This is a genomic window from Streptomyces sp. NPDC057743, assembly GCF_042798755.1.
In the GTDB taxonomy this organism is placed as follows: domain Bacteria; phylum Actinomycetota; class Actinomycetes; order Streptomycetales; family Streptomycetaceae; genus Streptomyces.
In genome coordinates, this window is sequence record NZ_JBHVJX010000037.1 from 32,061 (window position 1) to 51,255 (window position 19,195).

The window sequence follows — 19,195 nt, forward strand, 5'->3', positions numbered from 1 at the left end:
TTCGTCTACTTCGTGTCGCCGCTGGAGCCGCGGGGCACGCGGGCCAGCTCGGGTGAGGCGGTGTCCAACGGCACCGACCAGGAGCGCACCAGGCCCAGTTGGACACCCTGGCGGGGCAGGACGGCGTCGAGCAGCCAGTCGGCCGCGACGCGGGCGCGGTTCCCGGGCATCGACAGCAGGTGGTACCCGCGGGTGACCGCACCGGCGAGCGGGCCGGACAGCGGGACGTGGAACGGGTTGGCGGCCGCCTGCCCGCCGCCCAGGTCGACCATGAAGCCCAGGTCGTGATGCTCGTAGGCGCGCGGCGCGCCCCGGCCGCAGGACGCCGCGACGTTGTGCGCCGCGGTCCGGCCCTGCCGTTCGGCGTGCTGCGCGGTCATCGGCGTCAGCTCGCCGGGGCGGGTCAGGTCCGGTACGGCGGCGGCGTCACCGCAGGCGAAGACCCCTGGCCGGCCGGGAACCCGCAACTGCTCATCGACGCACAACCGCCCCTTCTCGGTGGGCAGCCCCAGCCCCGCGACGAACGGGTCGGGGCGGACGCCCACGCACCAGATGAGCGACCGGCTGGCGACGAACTCGCCGTCGTCGAGCAGCACCCCGTCCGAGGTCGCCTCCTTCACGGAGGTCCCGGTGCGGATCTCCACGCCGCGCCCACCCAGTACCCGCTCGGCGGTGCGCGACAGCCGCACGTCCAGCTCCGGCAGCAGCCGGTCGGCGAGGTCCAACAGGAGCCACCGCGGCGGCGGATCGTCCCGCAGCCCGGCGTTCTGGCGGGCCAACGCCGTGGTGTAGCGCGCGCCTTGGGCGGTCACCTCGGTGCCGGTGTAGCCGGCGCCCACCACGACGAAGGTGGTCCGCGCGGCGCGTTCGGCCGGGTCGTCGGCCGCGCCGGCCAGCTCGATCTGACGGGTCATGTGGTCGCGCAGGTACAACGCCTCGGGCATCCCGCGGAAGCCGTGGGCGTGCTCCGCCACCCCGGGGATCGGCAGCAGCTTGTTGACGCTGCCTACGGTCAGCACCAACCGGTCGTAGGAGAGCGAGCCCTCCCGGTCCTCGGGGTCGGTGAAGGCCACCCGACGGGCGTCGAAGTCCACGTCGTGGGCCTGCCCGAGGACGAGTCGGACGCCCGGCAGGGTCCCGGTGAGCGAGACGGAGATCCGGCGGGGTTCCAGGACCCCCGCGGCGACCTCCGGCAGCAGCGGTACGTACAGGAAGTAGTCGTGCGGATTGAGCAGCACGATCTCGGCGGCCCCCTTGGCCAGTTTGGCCAGGGTGCGGGCGCAGGTGTAGCCGGCGAAGCCGGCTCCGACGATCACGATCCGAGGACGGCGGCGGTTCACGTGCACTCCTACGGTCGAGGACGTTCGGGGGCGAGGCGGTGGCACGGCCCTCGTGCGAGGCTCCCAGGCATTCCCACCTCGCGCCCATGGTCTTCGGGTGCCCCTCGGCGACGCCCGTTAGTCACCCCATGGTCGACCAACCTGGGCAAATGGGAGTAAGCAGTGCGTCATCGCGGATGCCGCAGACCTCCGCACGTGCGGCCCGTGTCGCCGCGCGCCAGAGTGGAGAGAGGGCCGGTGAAGCCGCCGGCAGCCGGGCGACGCCGGTCGCCGAGGCCGGGAGCCTGCCGCCGGGAGCCGGGCATCGGGCATCGGGCATCGGGCATCGGGCATCGGGCATCGGGCATCGGAAGGACGATCACCGAGGCCGCGGAAGCGCCATGGCTACGGAAGGTGGGTGGGCGACGTGGTGGCAGACGGACGTGAACGTGCGGAGCGCGGCACGAAGTCGAAGGACAGCCTGGGCGCCTACCGGGGCAAGCGGCACTTCGACCGCACCGGGGAGCCGTCGGGCGGCCCCGGCGAGAGCGGTGGGGGCGCGGGCGCCGCCGAGCCGCACTTCGTGGTCCAGATCCATGACGCCAGCACCCTGCACTTCGACTTCCGGCTGGAGGTCGACGGCGTGCTGAAGTCCTGGTCGGTGCCCAAGGGCCCGTCCACCGATCCGCACGACAAGCGGCTGGCCATGCCGACCGAGGACCACCCGCTGGAATACCGGGAGTTCGAGGGCGTCATTCCGGAGGGCGAGTACGGCGCGGGGACCGTGATCGTCTGGGACGAGGGCAGCTTCCACCCGCTGCGGCACAAGCGGAAGGGAGGCTCCCGGTCCGGGGCCCGCTCCCGGTCCTTCCGGGAGTCCCTGGACGAGGGCCACGTCGCCTTCTGGTTGGACGGCAGCAAGTTGCACGGTGGCTATGCGCTCACCCGGTTCCGGGGTGGTCAAGGCTCCGGTGAACGGGAGTCCTGGCTGCTGGTGAAGGAGAACGACGACCGCGCCGAGGGGCGCGGCACCCCCGATGCCCGCAGGGCCCGTTCCGTGCTCAGCGGCCGCACCCTGCGCCAAGTGGCCGCCGAGGACGCCCCGGAAGGGCGGGGCGACGGCTGATGACCGATCCCCAGCAACTCCTGGACGCGCTGCCGGCCGCCCAGCGCGAGCTGCTGCGCGACGCGCCCGCCGGCGACGACCGGGCGGCGCGGCCCATGGCAGCGACCGACGTGGTCCGGGAGCGGCCACAAGGCGGCGACCGGTGATCGCGCCAGGGTCTTGAGGCGGCTGCGGACGCGGTCCGTCGGCTCCGTCGGCTCCGAGTTCCGCTTGCTTGGAGTGCACTCCAAGGCCATAGCGTTGAGACAGCTGAACCGAACACCCCACGCGTCGACGCACCATCCCGCACGACCAACTGAAAAGGGGGTAAGTGGTGGACAACCACTTCACCACGCACGCAGAACTTTTCGATCTGAGTGGAAAGCGCGCGCTCGTCACCGGTGGTACCCGAGGCATCGGAATGATGATCGCGCGTGGCCTTCTCCAAGCGGGCGTCCGCGTGGTCATCAGCTCACGCAACGCGGAAGCGTGCGCTCAGGCGCAGGAACAGCTGTCCAAATTTGGTGAGGTGCGGGCCATCCCCGCCGACCTGTCCCGCCACGACGAGTGTCGGCGACTGTCCGACCTTGTCACCGCCGACTCGGAGCGTCTCGACATCCTCGTCAACAACGCGGGCGCCATGTGGGACGAGCCGCTGGCGACGTTCCCAGACGCGGCCTGGGACACGGTCGTCGACCTCAACCTGAAGTCGCCGTTCTGGCTGGTCCAGGCGCTGCTGCCCGCACTTCGCAAGGCGGGCACCGCCGACGATCCCGCGCGGATCATCAACATCGGCAGCATCGCCGCCATCCACATCCCCCAGCGGCCCAACTACTCGTACTCCAGCAGCAAGGCCGCACTGCATCAACTCACCAGAGTGCTCGCCAAGGAACTGGGACCGCAGCACGTCACCGTGAACGCCGTGGCGCCGGGGCCGTTCCCGTCGGCGATGATGGAGGCAACCCTCGACGAGTTCGGCGAGGCGATTGCGGCGTCGGCCCCACTGGGCCGGATCGGCCGCGACGACGACATGGCGGGTGTCGCCGTGTTCCTCGCCAGCCGGGCAGGCGCATACCTCACAGGCGCCGTGATCCCCGTCGACGGCGGCATCGCCACAACCGCGTAGGGAGCCGAGGGCCTGCCCGGGCTGGGAGTTGTAGGTGAGGACGGCGCTGACGCGGGCGGTGTCTCCGACGATGGGGGTGACGCGGTGCATGGAGACGCTGCCAGCGTGGCTGGCGAGGGTCCCGGCGGCCGTGGGCACCCGGGTGACCGGGACGCTGGGGTCGTCCGTGACGATGCGACGCAACAGGGCGGGGCTGTGCCGGAGTTGGGCGCGTGAGCGGATGGCGTGCTGTTGGCCCCGTTTGCCGCGGAGGCTCTCGTCACGGGTCACGGGTCACGGGTCACGGGTCACGGGACGCCCTGGCCCAACCCGCGCCGCGCTACTGCGCCATGCACCCGGCGGTCGGCATGACCGCGGCCAACGCATGGGCGCGGATGCGGCCCCCCAAGGCTGTCTTCTTCCACCCTGCCCGAACAACGAAGAGGCCCAGCAAGAGGTTTGTACCTCCCAGCTGGGCCTCTGACTGCCCCTCAGACAGCCCTGCCTCTGGAGGCGGCGATGGGACAGGCATGGCGGCCGCGCATACGCGCCGTTCCCGACTCGGGTTCACGCCCTCAGGCAAGGGCTCCGGGCCTCACCGTTCAGGCGTCAAGCACGCGAAGCGAGCCACGCGTTGGACTGGGCCCGTACGAGTCGGGTGAGGTCGCCCTGGGCGACGTTGAAGTCGATCACGTGCAGGCCGCTGAGGATACTGTGTGCGCCGGGCTCGGTGACGGCGGCTGTGTCACCCGAGACCTGGAGCCAACTCGTGGTGCTGTGACCGGTCTTGTTCAGGCGGCACTGTCCGTCGAGGGCGCTGGGGCGGTGGACGTAACCGGCGTCCGCGTCGGAGACCTGGTACCCGGTCAGGATGAGCCCCAGGCTGCCCTTCGGGGCCAGCGGGTTGCCGTTGAGGGCTCTGCGGGTGGGCATGTAGGTGTCCAGCCGCTGACGGCGCTGGTTGGGCACGCCGTTCAGCAGGGCGGCCGGGTTGACGCACAGGACGTGGGTGTCGGGTGCGTTGGTGTGGCCGAACATATCTTTGCGGGTGGGGGCCTTGGCGTAGCTGGAGTAGGCCACGACGCAGCCGGTGGGCATCGGCGCACGGCGACTGTTCCGCGCACAGGCCGGAAGGTGGCGGAACGAGGCGGTGGTGACGTCACCGCCGAGCAGGACCGCCGAGATCAGGTGACGGCGGACGGCCGGCTTCGGGTCGATCTCCCGCCGCATCATCGCGGTGAGGGCCGTGGCGCCCTGGGAGTGGCCGAGGATGACCACTCCGCGGTGTCGATGGGTGACGGGGTCGAGGTTGTCGTGCTGCCAATAGTGCTGCCAGGCACGGGTGATGTCCGCCTGGCCGCGGGCCAGCGCGGCCTCCTTGCCGCCCAGCATGTGTTCGGCGAACGTCGCCTGGCGGTAGACCGGCGCGAAGATCCGGCAGTTGGCGGAGAACCGCGCCGCCTGGGCCATGAGCACCGCCATGACGTGATCCTCGGGCACTCGGAAGGCGTTCTGGCCGAGCATGTCCACGGTCGGGTAGGCGTAGAAGCAGTCCACCGGCGGCCGGTGGGGCGCGGCGAAGCGCTCCTTACGGTCGGACGGGACGCGCTGGGCATCCAGCGTCACCGACTGGCCGGAGGGGTAGCGCATGGTGAACGCACCACCGGGGCCCGGCCGTTGGGGACTTCCAGCGAGATCCTGGTTGCAGGGATTGCGCGGGATGCCGGGCTTGCACAGCCAAGCGGGCTGCTCCGCAATGTGCTTCGTCGCGACAGCGGATGCTGCGGGCAGGGTGGTTGCCGCGCCCGACAACAGCGCCAGCGACAGCACGGCAGGGGTCATCCGAGAGAGCCAGGGCACAACGCTCCTCATGAGGGGAAGGAGGGATTCGCACGATGAAAGATGAGAAGGAGATGTGATTTGGCCACCTCCACAGTCGCCTTAACGCGTCGACAGCGCGGCAGGTAACGCAGCCGGCCGGAACAATCGGTGGTCGGAGTGCGGGCCGGGAAGCCGGTCAGGCAACTGGTCGGCCCGGCAGAAGGTGGCCAAGCGGAAGACGATCGGGCCACGCTCCGGACGCCGTCCGCTGGGCCCCGGCGGCGGGGTGGACGCCCCGCAGGACACCGTGGGCGCCTCCACCGGACATCCGTAGCGGTGCGACCGGTCGCACCCCCGCACCCGCGCGAGACCGACCGCGGTCCAGCCGCGTGCTGGTGCCGCGCGGCGAGCGCTCCGTCGAACCCGACGCGCGGACCGCACCCACACCCCACCCCCACCACCAACGCCACTCATCAACGCAGCAACGGGCAGGTACGAACGGAGGGTTGTCGGCGTCGCTGGGACCCGCTTACCACGCATCCCACGGGAGGTCAGCGGGCCGCGCAGCACGGACGCGTGCAGCATCGGGGGACGCCATAGGGGGCGCCGTAGGGGACGCCGTAGGGAGCGCTGTACGGGACGCCGTAGGGGCTGTCACAGGGGGCGCTGCCTCGTCTCCCCCACGGCCGGCCTGTCGTTCTCACTGGCGAGCAAGGTGTAGCGCTGAAGCCCCAGGCCGCCCACTTCCTACCGACACCACGACCGGAGCCTCCTCATGAACGGCCAGCCCGACGACACTAGTAGGTCATCGGCCAGCGCTTGGTAGGGTCGGCCGCGCGGTCCTTGGGTAGGGCGATCCGGTTCTGGTGCATGCCGGAGGGCTGCGGGGTGGTCACCGTGATGGTGAAGTTGGTGCCGGAGTGCACCACGGGGCATCGAGCTGGGTCAGACCGAAGCCGTTGGTGAAGGTCGGTGGGGTGGTGTCTGCGTGGGCGGCGGCACCGCGGTGAGGGTGAGGGCGGCGAGGGCCGTCCTGGCGTTGGGTCGCCGACTGGCCCGGGGGATGTCATCAGCGGTTCCCCGTCGCTGAGTTCGTGAGTCGGTGAGTCGGTGAGTCGGTGAGTCCACGGGTTCACAGTGCGCAGAAGGCGTTGTTGGCCCCCTTCTGGATGTCCGTCTGCCCCTTGGTGTTCTCCTGCAGGTGGTCTTCGTTGTTGGCTACGAGGACCTGCTTGCTGCCGTCGTCGCTGATCTCCCAGGTGCTGACGTAGCCGAGTATGCCCCCGGTGTGCGTCCAGACCCGCTGGCCGCACGGCGTCTGGTAGAGGCCGATGCCCAGGCCGTAGCGGGTGGTGCCGTTGCCCGTGGGCACGGTGGTCTTCAGTTCCGTCTCCTGCGCGGGCGGCAGGAGCTTGCCGGTGATCAGCGCCCGGTCGAAGGTGGCGAGGTCATCCAGGGTCGAGACCATCGCCCCGGCGGACCCGACGGCCTGGACGTTGGAGACCGTGACGTCCTTGAGTACTGAGCCGAGCCACAAGTACTCGTAGCCGTGCAGGTAGTTGCCGTGCAGGGCGGGATCGGAGGTGGGGAAGCTGGTGTTGTGCAAGCCGAGGGGCCGGATGATCCGGTTCTGGATCTCGGTTGCCGGGTCGTTGTCGGTGGCGGCCTTGATCACCATGCCGGCCAGGATGTAGTTGGTGTTGGAGTAGGAGAACTTCTGCCCCGGTGCGCTGGTGGGCTGGTGCTGCGCGAGGCCGAGGTCCACCAGGGTCTGCGGTGGCCAGATCCGGTGGGGCTCGCTGTTCGAGGCGTAGGAGCGGTAGACCGTCGCGCTGGTGAAGTAGTCGGGCAGGCTGGAGGTGTGGTTGAGCAGTTCGCGGATGGTGATCTTGTTTCCGTCGTAGCCGTTGGCGTTGACGGCGCCGGGCAGCCACTTGCCGACGGTGTCGTCGAGGGAGAGCTTGCCCTCGGCCTCCAGCTGGAGCAGCACGGTGGCGATGAAAGCCTTGGTGTTACTGCCGATCCGGAACTGCGCCTTGGGGTCGGCCGGCACCTTGGTGGCGGTGTCGCCGGTGCCAGCCGACACGTACCGGGTGGAGGCGCCCGAGCGGACCATGCCGATCGAGGCGGGGTATCCGTCGGCGATGCCCTGCTGGGCTCCGGCCTGCAGGATGCCTGCCGCCGTCGGCACGTCGGCGTTCGCGGGGCCGGCGGTGGTCAGTACGGCAAGCGTCAGCGTCGCGCCGATGGCAGCCAGACGTGCGGACTTGGCGGACTTCATGAGACCTCTCCTCATCGCTGGGTGGGCATGGCAGCAGGCTCGTCGACCCGATGTCAGGAGCTGCCGCGGAACGGAACTTGATCCGTCCCCGAGACTCGGCGGCCGGTGGCTCGGCGAACAGGCCATAGCTGGCGGTCATATATGGCCGGCCGTCACCACGGTTGCCGGCCGCCGCCTGAACTGGGCTCGTGGCGCACTCGTCGGGCCGGTGGCGCGCCAGGTCTGCCGGCCGGTCGGATCCGGCTGTGCGGTCGACGGAGCCGCGGGCGAGGTGGCGTAGACGAAGGTGCCCACCGTGAGGCGCTGCGCCGCTTCGCTCGGCGAGGGCACGAGGGCACGAGGGCAGTCACCACCAACGCTGCCACCAATGCGATCCGGATCCGTCGCCGTTGGGGCGTACGAATACCAAGTTCCCTTGCTCTCCGATGAGTTCGACATGTCCGGCCGCACATCGCCTCTTCAACCCTTCACTCACTCCGCGAAGGGCCCCATACCTCCCTCTCCACAGCCACGCCGAACCCGTTTTCTCACGGAACCCTCGGCGCTCCGGACAAGCGACTCATGGAGGGGTGTCAATGCCCGGGCTCCAGGACGACGACGTCCCCACCGAGGGTGTCCAGGCGTTGGGCGAGGGCGAGGCCGGCGATACCGGCGCCACAGATGACGACCTTCATGCGAGTGGTTCCCCTTTCCTGAGGTCCAGTGGGGAGGGGTGGGCTGGCCGCCAGGCCGGTGGGCCGACGTCAGGCGACGGTGGTGGTCGGCGAGGGAGCGGCGGTGTGCAGGACGCGGAGGGCGCCTTGGTGGGTCAGCCAACCCACGAGGTGCTTCTTGTTCGGGTCGACGACGGGCAGGCCGGTGCCGGGGGCGGTCATCAGGGCGTGCAGGGCGGTGGCCAGCGGCATGTCCGCGGTGATGGGCGGAGCGAGTTGGGCGAGGTCGCTCGCCCTCGTCGGTTGGGTGTCGAGGTCGTCGGCGAGCGCTTCGGCGACGGCTCGGGCGGTGAGCGTGCCCACGCAGCGTCCCTGGTCGTCGACGACCGGGAGCACGCCGTGCTCAGAGCGGGTCAGCAGGTTCGCCGCGGTGGTGAGATCGGCGGCCGTGGACAGGGGGGCCGGTACGGCCTCCATCACCGTGCCCACGGTCTGCGTGCCGAGAGGGGTGTGGGGCGCGGGGGCGTGGAGGTTGATGCCGCGGCGGCGGAGTTTGAGGGTGTAGATGGTGTCGCGGGTGAGCAGGCGGCTGGTGGCGGTGGCCAGGACGATGGCGAGCATCAGGGGCAGGATGATCGTGTACTGGCCGGTGAGTTCGAAGAGGATGACGACGGCGGTGATGGGTGCGCGTGAGGCGCCGGCGAAGACCGCGCCCATGCCGACCAGGGCGTAGGCGCCGGCGTCGCCGGCGGTGCCGGGTATGAGATGACCGGTCAGCGCGCCGTATGCGGCGCCCAGCATGGCCCCGATGAACAGGCTGGGGGCGAAGACGCCGCCGGATCCGCCGATGCCGATGGTCAGGCTGGTGGCGATGACCTTGCCGGCCAGGAGGAGAAGGAGGAAGGCGAGGGCGTAGCCGCCGCGGGTGGCGTTCTCAAGCACGGGGTAGCCGACGCCGTACATCTCGGGCAGCGCCAACAACACCAGGCCGAGCAGCAGACCGCCGGCTGCGGGCCGCAGCCACTCGGGCCCGCGCCAGGCCCAGTCGCAGGCGTCCTCGATCCAGTACAGGATGCGCGTGAAGCCCACGCCCACGACGCCGGCCACCACGCCGAGGAGGGCGAACAGGCCGTATTGGGCGAGGTGTTGGAGGTGGAAGGGCGGCAGGGTGAGGAAGGCGGTGTTGCCGAAGGCGGCGCGTCCGATGACGCTGGCGGTGACGCTGGCCAGGACGGTGGCGCCGAACGCCTCGGCGCTGAAGGTGCCCAGGATGAGTTCCATGGCGAAGAAGACGCCGGCCAGTGGGGCGTTGAAGGTGGCGGCGATGCCGCCGGCCGCGCCGCAGGCGACCAACAACCGCATCTGGTCCGCGGGCACCTTCACCACCCTCCCTAGCGTCGAGCCGAGGGCGGAGCCGATCTGGACGATGGGCCCCTCGCGCCCGACGGAGCCGCCGGATCCGATGCACAGGGCTGAGGCGAGCGCCTTGACGACGGAGACCTGCGGGTTGATCCGCCCGCCGCGTTGGGCTACGGCGAGCATGACCTCGGGGACGCCGTGGCCCCGGGCCTCCTTGGCGAACCGGTCGACCAACGGCCCGTACAGCAACCCGCCCAGCATCGGGGCGATGACGACGAACGCCGCCCCCAGCCACGGCACATGGGGGTTTGCGCTGCCACCGGCGGCGGCGTAGTCGGCGTGGCCGGAGAAGAGATGGGTGAAGGTCGTTATCAGCCAGCGGAAGGCGACTGATCCCAGCCCGGCGCCGGCTCCCACCACGACCGCGAGGGCCAGCACACCCCACGGCGCCCTGCCCAGCCGGGCTGCCGGGGAGGGGGGCCGGGCCTCAACGGCCGGCGTCGGGGTGACGGAATCAGCAGGGGGCGTCGCGTCTATACCGGTCATGCCTTTCCTCTCGTAGCTCTTTTTGCATTATGCAAACGATGTCAAGTGCGCCGATGGCCGAGGTAGAAAGGAATGTGATCAAAGGCGAGGGGAAGGCGTCGGAGATGGCGGATGTGGACGCGGTCACCCGGGCGGTGTTGACCGCCTCACGGGTGCTGGTCGGCGTCTCCGCGCGGTCGTTGGCCGCGGCGGAGGACACGGTCACGCTGCCCCAGTTCCGGCTGCTGGTGGCACTGTCCGTGCACGGCGACGCCAACCTCTCCACGGTCGCCGAGGTTCTCGGCGTCAACCCCTCCACGGCGATGCGCATGATCGACCGGCTCACCACCGCCGGCCTGACCGAGCGGCATCCCAACCCCGCCAACCGACGCGAATCCCTGATCCAACTCACCGACGACGGGCGCCGGCTCGTCGACGAGGTCACCTCCCGCCGCCGGGCGGAGATCGCCACTATCGTCAGCCGCATGGACCCCGCCCAGGGCCAGGCACTGATCGACGCCCTCACGGCCTTCGCCCACGCCGCGGGTGAACCGGCCGTCCCCGTTGCCGGCCCGGACGCGTATCCGCTGGGCTGGACCGACACCACCGCTGGTTGAGGCACCGCCACGCACGCCCCTTCCCGCCCATGCACGAGTCCGAGGCACCGACCCGGTTGCGGATCCCGAGAGCCTGGATCACCCCCCAGTACCGTTCTCCCCCGACGTGCGGGAGACGGGTGCGAACAGCCCTGAGTTGGGCGCTGCCGTTGGGAGTCCGGCCTTGCAACGGGAGCGCGGCTCCGTCCAGTGCTGGGCCGTGGGGTTCCACGTCACCTTCCCCTCGCCCCGCAGCGGCATTCGCGCCTACCTTGACCTGACCACCCGTCAGCAAAGTCAAGTCAGCATTGGATCAGCATTGATCCCGACAGACCCCGACAGACCCCACCAGGCCACGCCACAGACGACCAAACCCTCGACTCCCGGCGCACTACAAGGCCGACCCATGACAGCGCTTGGCGTGCCGTCCAGTTCACCGCCTTCAAGGCACGGCTAGCGCTTCCGTCACCATCCGGCCGGCGGAACGAAACCGCAGGTCAGCGCCTCCTCCCCCGCGGCCGCAAGGTCACCGAAGGCAGTTCCGGCGCCGGCAGTCGGCCCCCTTCGTAACCGTGCACCTCACCGAATCGGGTACCCGTCATCCAGTCCGCGCGGGCCTGGACGATGTCCTCGTGGGACCGTCCCACGAAGTTCCACCACATATCACACGCTCCACAGCTTCGTGCAGGTCAGAGACGTCTCGCACCGTGGGCGGTCAGCAAACCGTCAGCATCGGTACCCGAGGAGTCAGCTCGACGATGGCAACCAAGACCCTGGCCCGCGGTATGGGTTCGTTCTTCAAGGACTGCGAGCACGCCCCGTCGGGGTGGTCTACTGACCTTTGCTTATGAGGTTGACGGTTGTGGGTTCCAGTCCAGGTGCGCCGCGGAAAGGAATCCTGTGGCCAGGGCCGGGTGACGTTGGATGTGTCGCAGGCCGCGGCGGGCGGTGGTGAGGAGTTCGTCGAGAGTTCGGGCGCCGAGGTTGGCCAGCGGTCCGTTCTTGATGTGCGCCCAGCCGCCTTCGACCGGGTTGAGGTCCGGTGCGTAGGGCGGCAGATAGATCAAGGTGAGCCAGTGGCTGCGGGCGGCGAACGCGCGCATCCGGCGGCTGCGATGGCTGCTGAGGTTGTCCCAGATCAGAACGATTGGGCGGCCGAGAGACCGGTGCACCTGGTGTAACTGGCGGATCAGGATGCGATCGGTGACTGATCCCGGTACGACCCGGTAGAAGTAGCGGGCTGGCTGGCCGAGGCTGTAGCAGCACCAGCCGACGACGGAGACCTTGGGCCGCTGCCCCATCCGCATCTGCAGAGTTGGGATCTGGCCGGCGGGTGCCCAGGTCCGTCGCACCGGTGGCAGCAGCGACAGACCGGATTCGTCCGAGAAGACGATCACCGCTTTGCGATGCTCGGCTGTGGTTTTACCTGGGGCCACACCTCACTCCGCCAGGTCATCACCACCTTCTCGTCGCGTTCGTAGGCCCGGCGCGTGGGGATCTGCCGCGACCAGCCGTGTCGCTTCAGTAGCCGCCACACCCCGGACGGGCTGGTGTACTCGGCACCAGTCGCCTCCTTGATCACCCGGCGGATCCGGGCCAGGGTCCACAACCCTCCAGTGAAGCCGTGTGCGGCAGGTCCCTGCTTCAACGCCTCTGCGACCTGTGTGAATTCGTCCTCGGAGACCAGCGGGCGCCTGCCCGACGGCCCTGAGGAACGGAATGCCTGTGTCCCACCGTTCTTCCACTTCTTCTACCAGGCATGCACTGCCTGCCGGGAAGCCCCCAACCGCCGGGCTATCTCTGCCTGGGCGATGCCCTCTTCGAACCACTCGGCAGCCTGCAACCGCAGCTTCTCCCGCTGCAGACACCCCTCACACGTCAGCCCCATCTCCTCCATATCCGTGGGATAGCACCACCAGACGGGCCGTCAACCCCAATATCAAGCCTCAGTAGGGCCTATCCGGTGGGTCACGTGACCGCTGAGCGCCCTGACCGTTCGCGTCTGCGTGGATCCCCTCCACGGTAGGGCGGATCCGTCGCCTCCTGGCGACCGCGCACGGTTCTTCGGCCCTCGTCCGCGGGTGCGCCCGGATGCAATTCGACCGGGGCCTCACCCTTCACGCTCAACACAAGCCTTCTTCCTGGTTCTCCTCTCGGCGCAGTGCTGATTGCGGGAGGGTCGTGGTGTGCCCGCATCTGGACATGCGCGGGCGACGAGCAGCCGAGCTGAGGAGCGCGTAGGTGCCGGAAGAGACGTGGGTGACAGGCGAGTTCGGGAAGTCGCACGAGGGCCGGGTCGGCGTGCTGCTGGAGGACGGGAGCGTCCCCAAGCCGGTCTACTTCGGCTCCGCCTCGGGCAGCTTTGGGCACAAGAGCACCTTCTGGGCCCACTACGACGGGCACCCCTTCTCCGGCCCGCGTGCGCACGTACTGCGGGCGGTATGCGTGTGCGGCTGGACCGGCCCGGAGTACCCCATCGACTGGGAGCGAATCGGCGACACCGAACTACACGAAGACGAGACCGTCCGCGGGGACGCCGACCACTGCACAGAGGACTGGTACAAGCACATCGACGAGGTGGAAGCGTCAACAGTCGCCATCCCTAAGGAAATCGACGAACTGCTGAACAAGGCAGGTGACGAACTCGACGCGATCACACGAGATGCCCCCGCAGCTGCCCTCAAAGCTGCTCGCCGCCTGGAGATCCTGGCACAGAACATCGGATACCACGCCGCCAACAGCGCTTATCAGACGCTGAGTTCCGAAGAACTCGCCACAGCCCTCGGCATCACCGCTCGCCAAGCCGAGGACCTCCTCTTCCGCTACAGGAGGCGATAACACCGCTGCACCACCTGCCTCAGATCAGGCAGCACTCGTGGCCGGGCGAGTCGGACCAGCTGTGCAGGCCGTGCGCGAAGGAGCCGCCGACCGTGCGGAGGCTGAGCGAGACGTGCGCCGCCAGGTGGAGGAGATCACCGTCCGGGACGGCCGAAGCGGATATGGAGAAGAGCCGCGGTCCGTTCGGGCGTCGCCGGTAGCCGGGCAAGCCCAAGGGGAGCGTGGGCAAGCCGGCGGGAGGGTGGGCAAGCCACCCTCGGATGGCGGCTTTCCCACCCGGCCGGGATGGGCTGAGGTGTGCAAGCCGGGCCGGGCATGGCCTTGGACACTGGAGGGGAACACGGTGAGCGGTTTCGAGACGGGCCAGACGGTCGTACGGCGCGATGTCCACCGCTCCGGGCGGGTGTGGAGCGAGCAGGCGCTGCGGGTCGTCGCCGACACCGACGAGGCGCTGGTGACCGCCTGCGCACCCGGAGCGCAGGTCCGGTGGCCGGCCCTGTACGCGCAGGCCCGCGCGGAGGGGGACCGGTCGGTGCGCACGCAGGCGTTCGACGCGATGGCCAGTGGCCGATGGGAGCTCGCGAGCGCGGTGTGGCAGGAGACCGACCTGCTGCTGTGGAAGCCACCCACGGCCTGGTTCAGCGTCAACGCCTTCTACGTGCCCGACGGGCCCGGGCGTCGGCTGCGGAACTGGTACGTCAACTTCGAGCACCCCACCCGCCGCACCGACGCCGGGTTCGACACCCTCGACCTCACCGTGGACCTGGTGATCACGCCCGACCTCACCCGCTGGGAGTGGAAGGATGAAGACGAGTACGCCCACGTGCGACGCCTCGGCATCGTCTCCGACACCGAGCACCGCGCCGTCGACGCCGCCCGCGGCGAGATCCTGACGATGCTCACCGAACTCTCCGGCGTCTTCGCGCAGGCGGAACGCTGGGCGACCTGGCGGTGGGAGCCGGCCTGGCCCACGCCGCGCCTTCCCCAGGCCGCGGAGAGGATTGCACCAGAGAGTGGCTGAACCGTTGCCGGGACGGTTGCTCTCGGCGGGGGACCGAAGGCGTGACCGGAGACGTGAACCCACGAATCAGCGGCCGCCCGTTTGCTCCGGCCAGACCCTGTGGGCAAGCCGCCTTCGGAGAGCGCCAGGCAGGGGGCGCGGCGGTGCGGGATGACCAAGCCGGTGCGCGGTAGCCGCCGTCCGCGATCACTGTCGTGTGGCCGACTGCGGCCTTCGCGCCGGACAGCTCTCATGCAGGAATCGTCGGTAGGTTACGGAGTTTGTCCGCGTGGGCCTCGTGCCGCAGGGCGTTGACGAGTTCCCCAAGGTGAGTGCGCTGTCCGTACGGACAGCGATCCTTCCCACCCGCGGCAGCCTGTAGGCCACACAGAACGTGGCCTACAGGGCGCACAACTTCTACCGCACCGTGACCGTCGCAGCTCTTCGGCTCCGGCTTCGTTCGCGACCCGGCGGACAGTCGTCAGAGTGCGCAGTAGGCGTTCAACGCGGCGTAGCCGGTGTGGGTCTGGCCCGGCGTCCCGAGGATCAGGTGGTATTCAGTGTTGGCTTGCACCACTTGCTTGGTGCCGTCCTCACTGGACAGCCAGAAGCTGTAGTACCCGAGGACGGCTCCGGTGTGCTCCCATACCCACTTCCCGCACGGCGTCTGCGCGTGCTGGATACCCAGCCCGTAGCGGGTTTTTCCGTCGCTGGTCGGGACGGTGGTCTTGAGCTCGGCCATCTGCCTGGGCGGCAGGAGGCGTCCGGACAGCAACGCCCTGGTGAAGGTGGCCAGGTCGTCGAGCGTCGACACCATCGCACCGGCGGGCCCGAAGAGTTGCACGTTGGAGACCGTGACGTCCTGGATGTAGAAGACCGCCGGATGCACGTAGCCGTGGAGGTAATTGCCGTACAGGGCTGGGTCTTTGGTGGGGAAGGTGGTGTCATGGAGGCCGAGTGGCTCGATGATGCGCTTGTGGACTTCGCTCGCGACATCGTTGCCCGTGACAGCCTTGATCACCATGCCCGCCAACACGTAGTTGGTGTTGGCGTAGTCGAACTTCTCGCCCGGTGCTGTGACCGGTTTGCGCAGGGCCAGGGCGATGTTCACCAGGGTCTGTGGCGGGTAGGACTGACGGGCGTTGGCGTCGACGGCGTAGGGCCCGGCGATCTGCGGGCTGCCTATGTAGTCGGGCAGACCCGACGTGTGGTTGAGCAGCTGCCGGACGGTGATCTTGGCGCCGTCGTAGCCGTTGGCGGCGACCACCCCCGGCAGCCATTTGGCCACGCTGTCGTCCAGGGAGAGGCGATGCTCGCTCTCCAGCTGAAGTAGCACGGTAGCGGTGAACGCCTTGGTGTTGCTGCCGATCCGGAACTGTGCCTTGGGATCGGCGGGCACCTTGGTGCCGACCTTGCCGACACCCGCCTGGACGCGCTGGGTGGAGCCGCCGTCGCGTATCAGGCCGATCACGCCCGGATACCCGTCAGCGACCCCTTGCTGGGCCCCGGCCTTCAAAGTGTCGGCCGGTGTCTGGTCCGCGGCGTGCGCGGGACTGGCACCGATCAGGACGGCAAGGCCCAACGCCCCGCCGACGGCGGTCAGACGAAGAGATTTCATCGGACTCCTCATGTGTGATCACAGCGATCACGTCTACGCCAAACCTGGCCTGGCCATGGGTTTGGTGAGAAGTAGGCGAACAACTCCGGTCGGGTGCCGCCGTGCTGACTCGGCAAGTTTTCCCGGAGGGGATGAAGTACCAATGAAATGATGGGCAAGAGGCTACGGGAATAGCCGGGGAAGCCCGTGCCATCCAAGCGAAGCGTTTGACAACGAACCCAGTCGCTCCGCCGTCTGCGACAACGAAGGCAGTCCACAGTGCGCGGTAGACCGCGCCCCTGGACGCCGTACGCCTGTGACCGGGTGACGACCTCGCCGCCGTGACCGCCCGCCAGATCCGGGACCTGGTCGGACGCCTGCGCTCGCACCGGGTCATGCACCGTCCGACGCCTTCCCGCGAGGAGTACTACCGGGCCCATCCCCGCGGCGGCCACCCGCCCCAGCACAGCAGCGAGTTCATCTTCAAGGACGCCAGGACCTTGGGCCCCCGACGCGGAGACGAACAATCCCAGTGTGACGGGTGAGTCGAAGCATGACGCGCTTGTTGCTTCGGCAGGTTCGGGTGTGCCCATCGGACGACTCGGTCTATCGTCCTCCTGTGGACCCCTTGATCGCCGAAGACCCGACCCACATAGGCCCCTACCGGCTCATCGCCCGCCTCGGCGCCGGCGGCATGGGCCTTGTCTACCTCGCCCGGTCGGGCGGGGGACGGACCGTCGCGGTCAAAGTCGTGCAGGCCGAATTCGCCCAACACCAGGAATTCCGGAGGCGGTTCGCGCGTGAGGTCACCGCGGCGAGGCGGGTCGGCGGGGCCTGGACGGCCGCGGTCCTCGACGCCGATACCGACGCCCAGACCCCCTGGGTGGCGACGCAGTACGTTCCCGGGCCCGACCTGCACACCGTCGTGGCCGAGCAGCACGGGCCGTTGCCCGAGCACTCGGTGAGGGTCCTCGCCAACCGGCTCGCGCTCGCGCTGCGGGCCATCCACGAGGCGGGCCTCGTCCACCGTGACCTCAAGCCGTCCAACGTCCTGGTGACCGTGGACGGGCCGCGCGTCATCGACTTCGGCATCGCCCGGGCGCTGGACAGCATCAGCGGAGACAGCCTCCAGACCCGCACCGGCATGGTGATCGGCTCCCCCGGCTTCATGTCGCCCGAGCAGGTCCGCGGACTCCACGTCACCGCCGCCTCCGATGTGTTCTGCCTCGGCTCGGTCCTCGCCTACGCCGCCACCGGACGCCAGCCCTTCGGCGCGACCGGCAACGGGCTGCACGCCCAGCTGTTCCGCATCGCGGAGGAGGACCCGGACCTGGACGGGATGCCCGAACCGCTTCTCGGGCTCGTACGGGAATGCCTGCACAAGGACCCGGCGCAACGCCCCACGCCAGAACAAGTCGCCACCCGCACCACCACGGAAGACGCCGCCGAGTGGCTGCCGGGCCCCCTGCTCGGCCAACTGGGCCGACATGCCGCACAGTTGCTGGACTTCGACCCGCTGCGCTCGCCCACCGCCATCGTGCCGGGCCCGGACTCCACCCCGCCCCACGCCCAGGCGGCACCCGCTCCGCCACCCCCCGACCGGCCCGCGCCCACACCCCAACCCGAGCAAACAGCCCCCGCGCCCCAGCCCAACCAAGCACCCGCTGCACTCACACCGGACGCGCTCCCGTACGCGCCCACGGTCGGACCGGGCCACGACGAGACCACGCGCACCGCGAACCAGCGACGTCGCCCCTGGGCCCTCACGGTGGGTGCGGTGACCGTCGCCCTCCTCGCCGCCGTCGGAGCGGCACTGCTCAGCCCCGGGCAGAACGACGGGGGCGCCACGTCCACCCCCGTACCGAGCGCGTTGCGCGGTCACTGGGCAGGCTACGGCGAACGGAAGATGCCCGGGGCGCAAGAATCGGATGCGCTGCGCGCCCGGCTGGTGATCACGGAAAAGGACGTCGAGCTGGCAATCCTGGACAGGGCCCAGCTGTGCGTCTGGGACACCGTGATCACCAAGGTCGAGGAGACACCCGACTACCCAGCCCTCACACTCGGCACGGGCAAGCTCAAAACCAGCTCCGGTACGGCCAGTTGCCTGGAACAGCCCACGGGCAGGCTCGTCAGGTCGGGCGGGCAGCTCAATTGGTTCAGCACGCCCAGCTCAACCGACCGCACTTTCAAGGCCGGCTTCGAGCAGAGCCCGCGGGCGAACCCCGAGGGAAGCGCGCCGGACGCGTACCGGGCCCGGTGGAACAGCTCGGCAACGGACGGCTCCTCTGTCGAGCTGGGAATCGGCTACGACCGCACCCACCGCGCGGTCGATATCACCACCGTGAGCAGGACCAAACAGCGATGCCGCTACTCGGCCGAGGTGTTCTCCGCGTACGACGGCAGTCTTCTCACCACCCCCGGCAAACGGGAACCCAACTCCTCGGCGCCGAGCTGCGCCGCCAACTCCCCCGCGCTGGAACTCAACACGCACGGAGAGAAGGCGGGACATATCCGGATGTCCCCCAACGACGGGACCGGCACAGAGTGGTACGCCGACCTGGCCCGCAAGAGCTAGCTACTCCAGGTAAGTTCCGGCGAAGGCGCCGTCGAACCCGAGCGCGGCGAGTCCCTGCTCGACGCTGGGGTACGTCGTCCCGTCCGGGGTGGCAATCAGGGCGTCGAAGTCGGCCGGGCTGGCCTCGGGTTCGAGCCACTGGTTGCTGCACCGGCAGACGACCCAGACGTTGCGGCCGTGGTTGATGAGCAGCCAGTCGCGCCGGGCATGGCAGGCGGTGCACGTCACCGGGATCCCGCGGAGGGCCAGCTCGCGCGGGTGGTTGAGACAGCGCGTCACGCCGGGGCCGCTGGGCGGCTGCGTCTCGTATTCGAGTTGCAGTAGAGGGTCGGTGCCGACGGGGAGGGCGGGCAGCTCGGGTGCCGGTTCTGCGGGGCGGTCGGTGGTTCTGAGCACGAGCGTCATCTCCCGGTCGAGGTCC

General features: G+C 69.5%; 19 protein-coding genes and 2 pseudogenes. 7 read left to right on the plus strand and 14 right to left on the minus strand.

What is annotated here, in order from left to right; genetic code table 11:
- Positions 1-5: 5 nt before the first annotated feature.
- Positions 6-1,316 (minus strand): NAD(P)/FAD-dependent oxidoreductase, encoded by a 1,311-nt coding sequence (locus tag ACFVFQ_RS31500; protein WP_383422670.1) that lies wholly within the window; start codon positions 1,314-1,316, stop codon positions 6-8.
- 430 nt (positions 1,317-1,746) lie between these two features.
- Here ACFVFQ_RS31500 and ACFVFQ_RS31505 point away from each other — a divergent pair, with 430 nt between their 5' ends.
- The 3 genes from ACFVFQ_RS31505 (at position 1,747) to ACFVFQ_RS31515 (ending at position 3,550) form a co-directional block, all read left to right on the plus strand.
- Positions 1,747-2,445: a DNA polymerase ligase N-terminal domain-containing protein gene (locus tag ACFVFQ_RS31505; protein WP_383422588.1), complete on the plus strand. Its 699-nt coding sequence runs from the start codon at positions 1,747-1,749 to the stop codon at positions 2,443-2,445.
- Complete coding sequence (locus ACFVFQ_RS31510) at positions 2,445-2,591, plus strand: hypothetical protein (protein ID WP_383422590.1); 147 nt, start codon at positions 2,445-2,447, stop codon at positions 2,589-2,591. The genes ACFVFQ_RS31505 and ACFVFQ_RS31510 overlap by 1 nt, the downstream gene beginning before the upstream one ends.
- Positions 2,592-2,755: 164 nt before the next feature.
- Positions 2,756-3,550 (plus strand): SDR family oxidoreductase, encoded by a 795-nt coding sequence (locus ACFVFQ_RS31515; RefSeq protein ID WP_383422592.1) that lies wholly within the window; start codon positions 2,756-2,758, stop codon positions 3,548-3,550.
- 588 nt (positions 3,551-4,138) lie between these two features.
- Here the strand turns inward: ACFVFQ_RS31515 and ACFVFQ_RS31520 are convergent.
- The 5 genes from ACFVFQ_RS31520 to ACFVFQ_RS31540 form a co-directional block, all read right to left on the minus strand.
- Positions 4,139-5,371, minus strand: a complete 1,233-nt coding sequence (locus ACFVFQ_RS31520) for a DUF3089 domain-containing protein (RefSeq protein ID WP_383422594.1) — start codon at positions 5,369-5,371, stop codon at positions 4,139-4,141.
- A 776-nt stretch (positions 5,372-6,147) separates the two neighbouring features.
- Positions 6,148-6,276, minus strand: a complete 129-nt coding sequence (locus tag ACFVFQ_RS31525; protein ID WP_383422596.1) for a hypothetical protein — start codon at positions 6,274-6,276, stop codon at positions 6,148-6,150.
- A gap of 206 nt (positions 6,277-6,482) precedes the next feature.
- Positions 6,483-7,631 (minus strand): serine hydrolase domain-containing protein, encoded by a 1,149-nt coding sequence (locus tag ACFVFQ_RS31530; protein ID WP_383422598.1) that lies wholly within the window; start codon positions 7,629-7,631, stop codon positions 6,483-6,485.
- 572 nt (positions 7,632-8,203) lie between these two features.
- Positions 8,204-8,305 carry an NAD(P)-binding protein gene (locus ACFVFQ_RS31535; protein ID WP_383422600.1) on the minus strand — a complete coding sequence of 34 codons (102 nt, stop codon included), beginning with the start codon at positions 8,303-8,305 and terminating at the stop codon, positions 8,204-8,206.
- 69 nt (positions 8,306-8,374) lie between these two features.
- Positions 8,375-10,078, minus strand: coding sequence for a chloride channel protein (locus ACFVFQ_RS31540; protein WP_383422672.1), 1,704 nt, complete (start codon positions 10,076-10,078; stop codon positions 8,375-8,377).
- A gap of 215 nt (positions 10,079-10,293) precedes the next feature.
- Here ACFVFQ_RS31540 and ACFVFQ_RS31545 point away from each other — a divergent pair, with 215 nt between their 5' ends.
- Positions 10,294-10,785 carry a MarR family winged helix-turn-helix transcriptional regulator gene (locus ACFVFQ_RS31545; protein WP_383422602.1) on the plus strand — a complete coding sequence of 164 codons (492 nt, stop codon included), beginning with the start codon at positions 10,294-10,296 and terminating at the stop codon, positions 10,783-10,785.
- A gap of 476 nt (positions 10,786-11,261) precedes the next feature.
- Here ACFVFQ_RS31545 and ACFVFQ_RS31550 read toward each other — a convergent pair.
- The 4 genes and pseudogenes from ACFVFQ_RS31550 to ACFVFQ_RS31565 form a co-directional block, all read right to left on the minus strand.
- Positions 11,262-11,426 (minus strand): annotated as a pseudogene (locus tag ACFVFQ_RS31550) (pirin family protein); the annotation flags it as partial.
- A gap of 183 nt (positions 11,427-11,609) precedes the next feature.
- The gene (locus ACFVFQ_RS31555) at positions 11,610-12,161 is read right to left on the minus strand and encodes a transposase (RefSeq protein ID WP_383422604.1); all 552 of its coding nucleotides are present in this window, start codon (positions 12,159-12,161) and stop codon (positions 11,610-11,612) included.
- A complete protein-coding gene (locus ACFVFQ_RS31560) occupies positions 12,158-12,412 on the minus strand; it encodes a winged helix-turn-helix domain-containing protein (protein ID WP_383422606.1) in 255 nt (84 codons plus the stop codon). Before ACFVFQ_RS31560 ends, ACFVFQ_RS31555 begins: the two co-directional genes overlap by 4 nt.
- Positions 12,413-12,514: 102 nt before the next feature.
- The gene (locus tag ACFVFQ_RS31565) at positions 12,515-12,661 is read right to left on the minus strand and encodes a helix-turn-helix domain-containing protein (protein ID WP_383422608.1); all 147 of its coding nucleotides are present in this window, start codon (positions 12,659-12,661) and stop codon (positions 12,515-12,517) included.
- A gap of 344 nt (positions 12,662-13,005) precedes the next feature.
- On the opposite strand from ACFVFQ_RS31565, the gene ACFVFQ_RS31570 reads away from it, so the two are divergent.
- Positions 13,006-13,602, plus strand: a complete 597-nt coding sequence (locus ACFVFQ_RS31570; RefSeq protein WP_383422610.1) for a hypothetical protein — start codon at positions 13,006-13,008, stop codon at positions 13,600-13,602.
- Between the two features lie 19 nt (positions 13,603-13,621).
- On the opposite strand, the gene ACFVFQ_RS31575 is transcribed toward ACFVFQ_RS31570, so the two are convergent.
- Positions 13,622-13,831 carry a hypothetical protein gene (locus tag ACFVFQ_RS31575; protein WP_383422612.1) on the minus strand — a complete coding sequence of 70 codons (210 nt, stop codon included), beginning with the start codon at positions 13,829-13,831 and terminating at the stop codon, positions 13,622-13,624.
- A 114-nt stretch (positions 13,832-13,945) separates the two neighbouring features.
- Here ACFVFQ_RS31575 and ACFVFQ_RS31580 point away from each other — a divergent pair, with 114 nt between their 5' ends.
- Positions 13,946-14,623 (plus strand): DUF402 domain-containing protein, encoded by a 678-nt coding sequence (locus ACFVFQ_RS31580; RefSeq protein ID WP_383422613.1) that lies wholly within the window; start codon positions 13,946-13,948, stop codon positions 14,621-14,623.
- A 137-nt stretch (positions 14,624-14,760) separates the two neighbouring features.
- Here the strand turns inward: ACFVFQ_RS31580 and ACFVFQ_RS31585 are convergent.
- Positions 14,761-14,852 (minus strand): annotated as a pseudogene (locus ACFVFQ_RS31585) (IS5/IS1182 family transposase); the annotation flags it as partial.
- A gap of 231 nt (positions 14,853-15,083) precedes the next feature.
- Entirely contained in the window at positions 15,084-16,220 is a 1,137-nt protein-coding gene (locus ACFVFQ_RS31590; RefSeq protein WP_383422615.1) for a serine hydrolase domain-containing protein, read from the minus strand.
- A 598-nt stretch (positions 16,221-16,818) separates the two neighbouring features.
- Here ACFVFQ_RS31590 and ACFVFQ_RS31595 point away from each other — a divergent pair.
- Positions 16,819-18,774: a serine/threonine-protein kinase gene (locus ACFVFQ_RS31595; protein ID WP_383422617.1), complete on the plus strand. Its 1,956-nt coding sequence runs from the start codon at positions 16,819-16,821 to the stop codon at positions 18,772-18,774.
- Here ACFVFQ_RS31595 and ACFVFQ_RS31600 read toward each other — a convergent pair whose 3' ends face one another.
- Complete coding sequence (locus ACFVFQ_RS31600; RefSeq protein WP_383422619.1) at positions 18,775-19,179, minus strand: hypothetical protein; 405 nt, start codon at positions 19,177-19,179, stop codon at positions 18,775-18,777.
- Between the last annotated feature and the right edge of the window lie 16 nt (positions 19,180-19,195).

Excerpts from the sequence above, each read along its gene's own strand:
- ACFVFQ_RS31545 (WP_383422602.1), top strand. The coding sequence starts at position 10,294 with ATGGCGGATGTGGACGCGGTCACCCGGGCGGTGTTGACCGCCTCACGG.
- ACFVFQ_RS31565 (WP_383422608.1), bottom strand. The coding sequence starts at position 12,661 with ATGGAGGAGATGGGGCTGACGTGTGAGGGGTGTCTGCAGCGGGAGAAG.
- ACFVFQ_RS31520 (WP_383422594.1), bottom strand. The coding sequence starts at position 5,371 with ATGACCCCTGCCGTGCTGTCGCTGGCGCTGTTGTCGGGCGCGGCAACC.
- ACFVFQ_RS31510 (WP_383422590.1), top strand. The coding sequence starts at position 2,445 with ATGACCGATCCCCAGCAACTCCTGGACGCGCTGCCGGCCGCCCAGCGC.
- ACFVFQ_RS31535 (WP_383422600.1), bottom strand. The coding sequence starts at position 8,305 with ATGAAGGTCGTCATCTGTGGCGCCGGTATCGCCGGCCTCGCCCTCGCC.
- ACFVFQ_RS31590 (WP_383422615.1), bottom strand. The coding sequence starts at position 16,220 with ATGAAATCTCTTCGTCTGACCGCCGTCGGCGGGGCGTTGGGCCTTGCC.
- ACFVFQ_RS31530 (WP_383422598.1), bottom strand. The coding sequence starts at position 7,631 with ATGAAGTCCGCCAAGTCCGCACGTCTGGCTGCCATCGGCGCGACGCTG.
- ACFVFQ_RS31600 (WP_383422619.1), bottom strand. The coding sequence starts at position 19,179 with ATGACGCTCGTGCTCAGAACCACCGACCGCCCCGCAGAACCGGCACCC.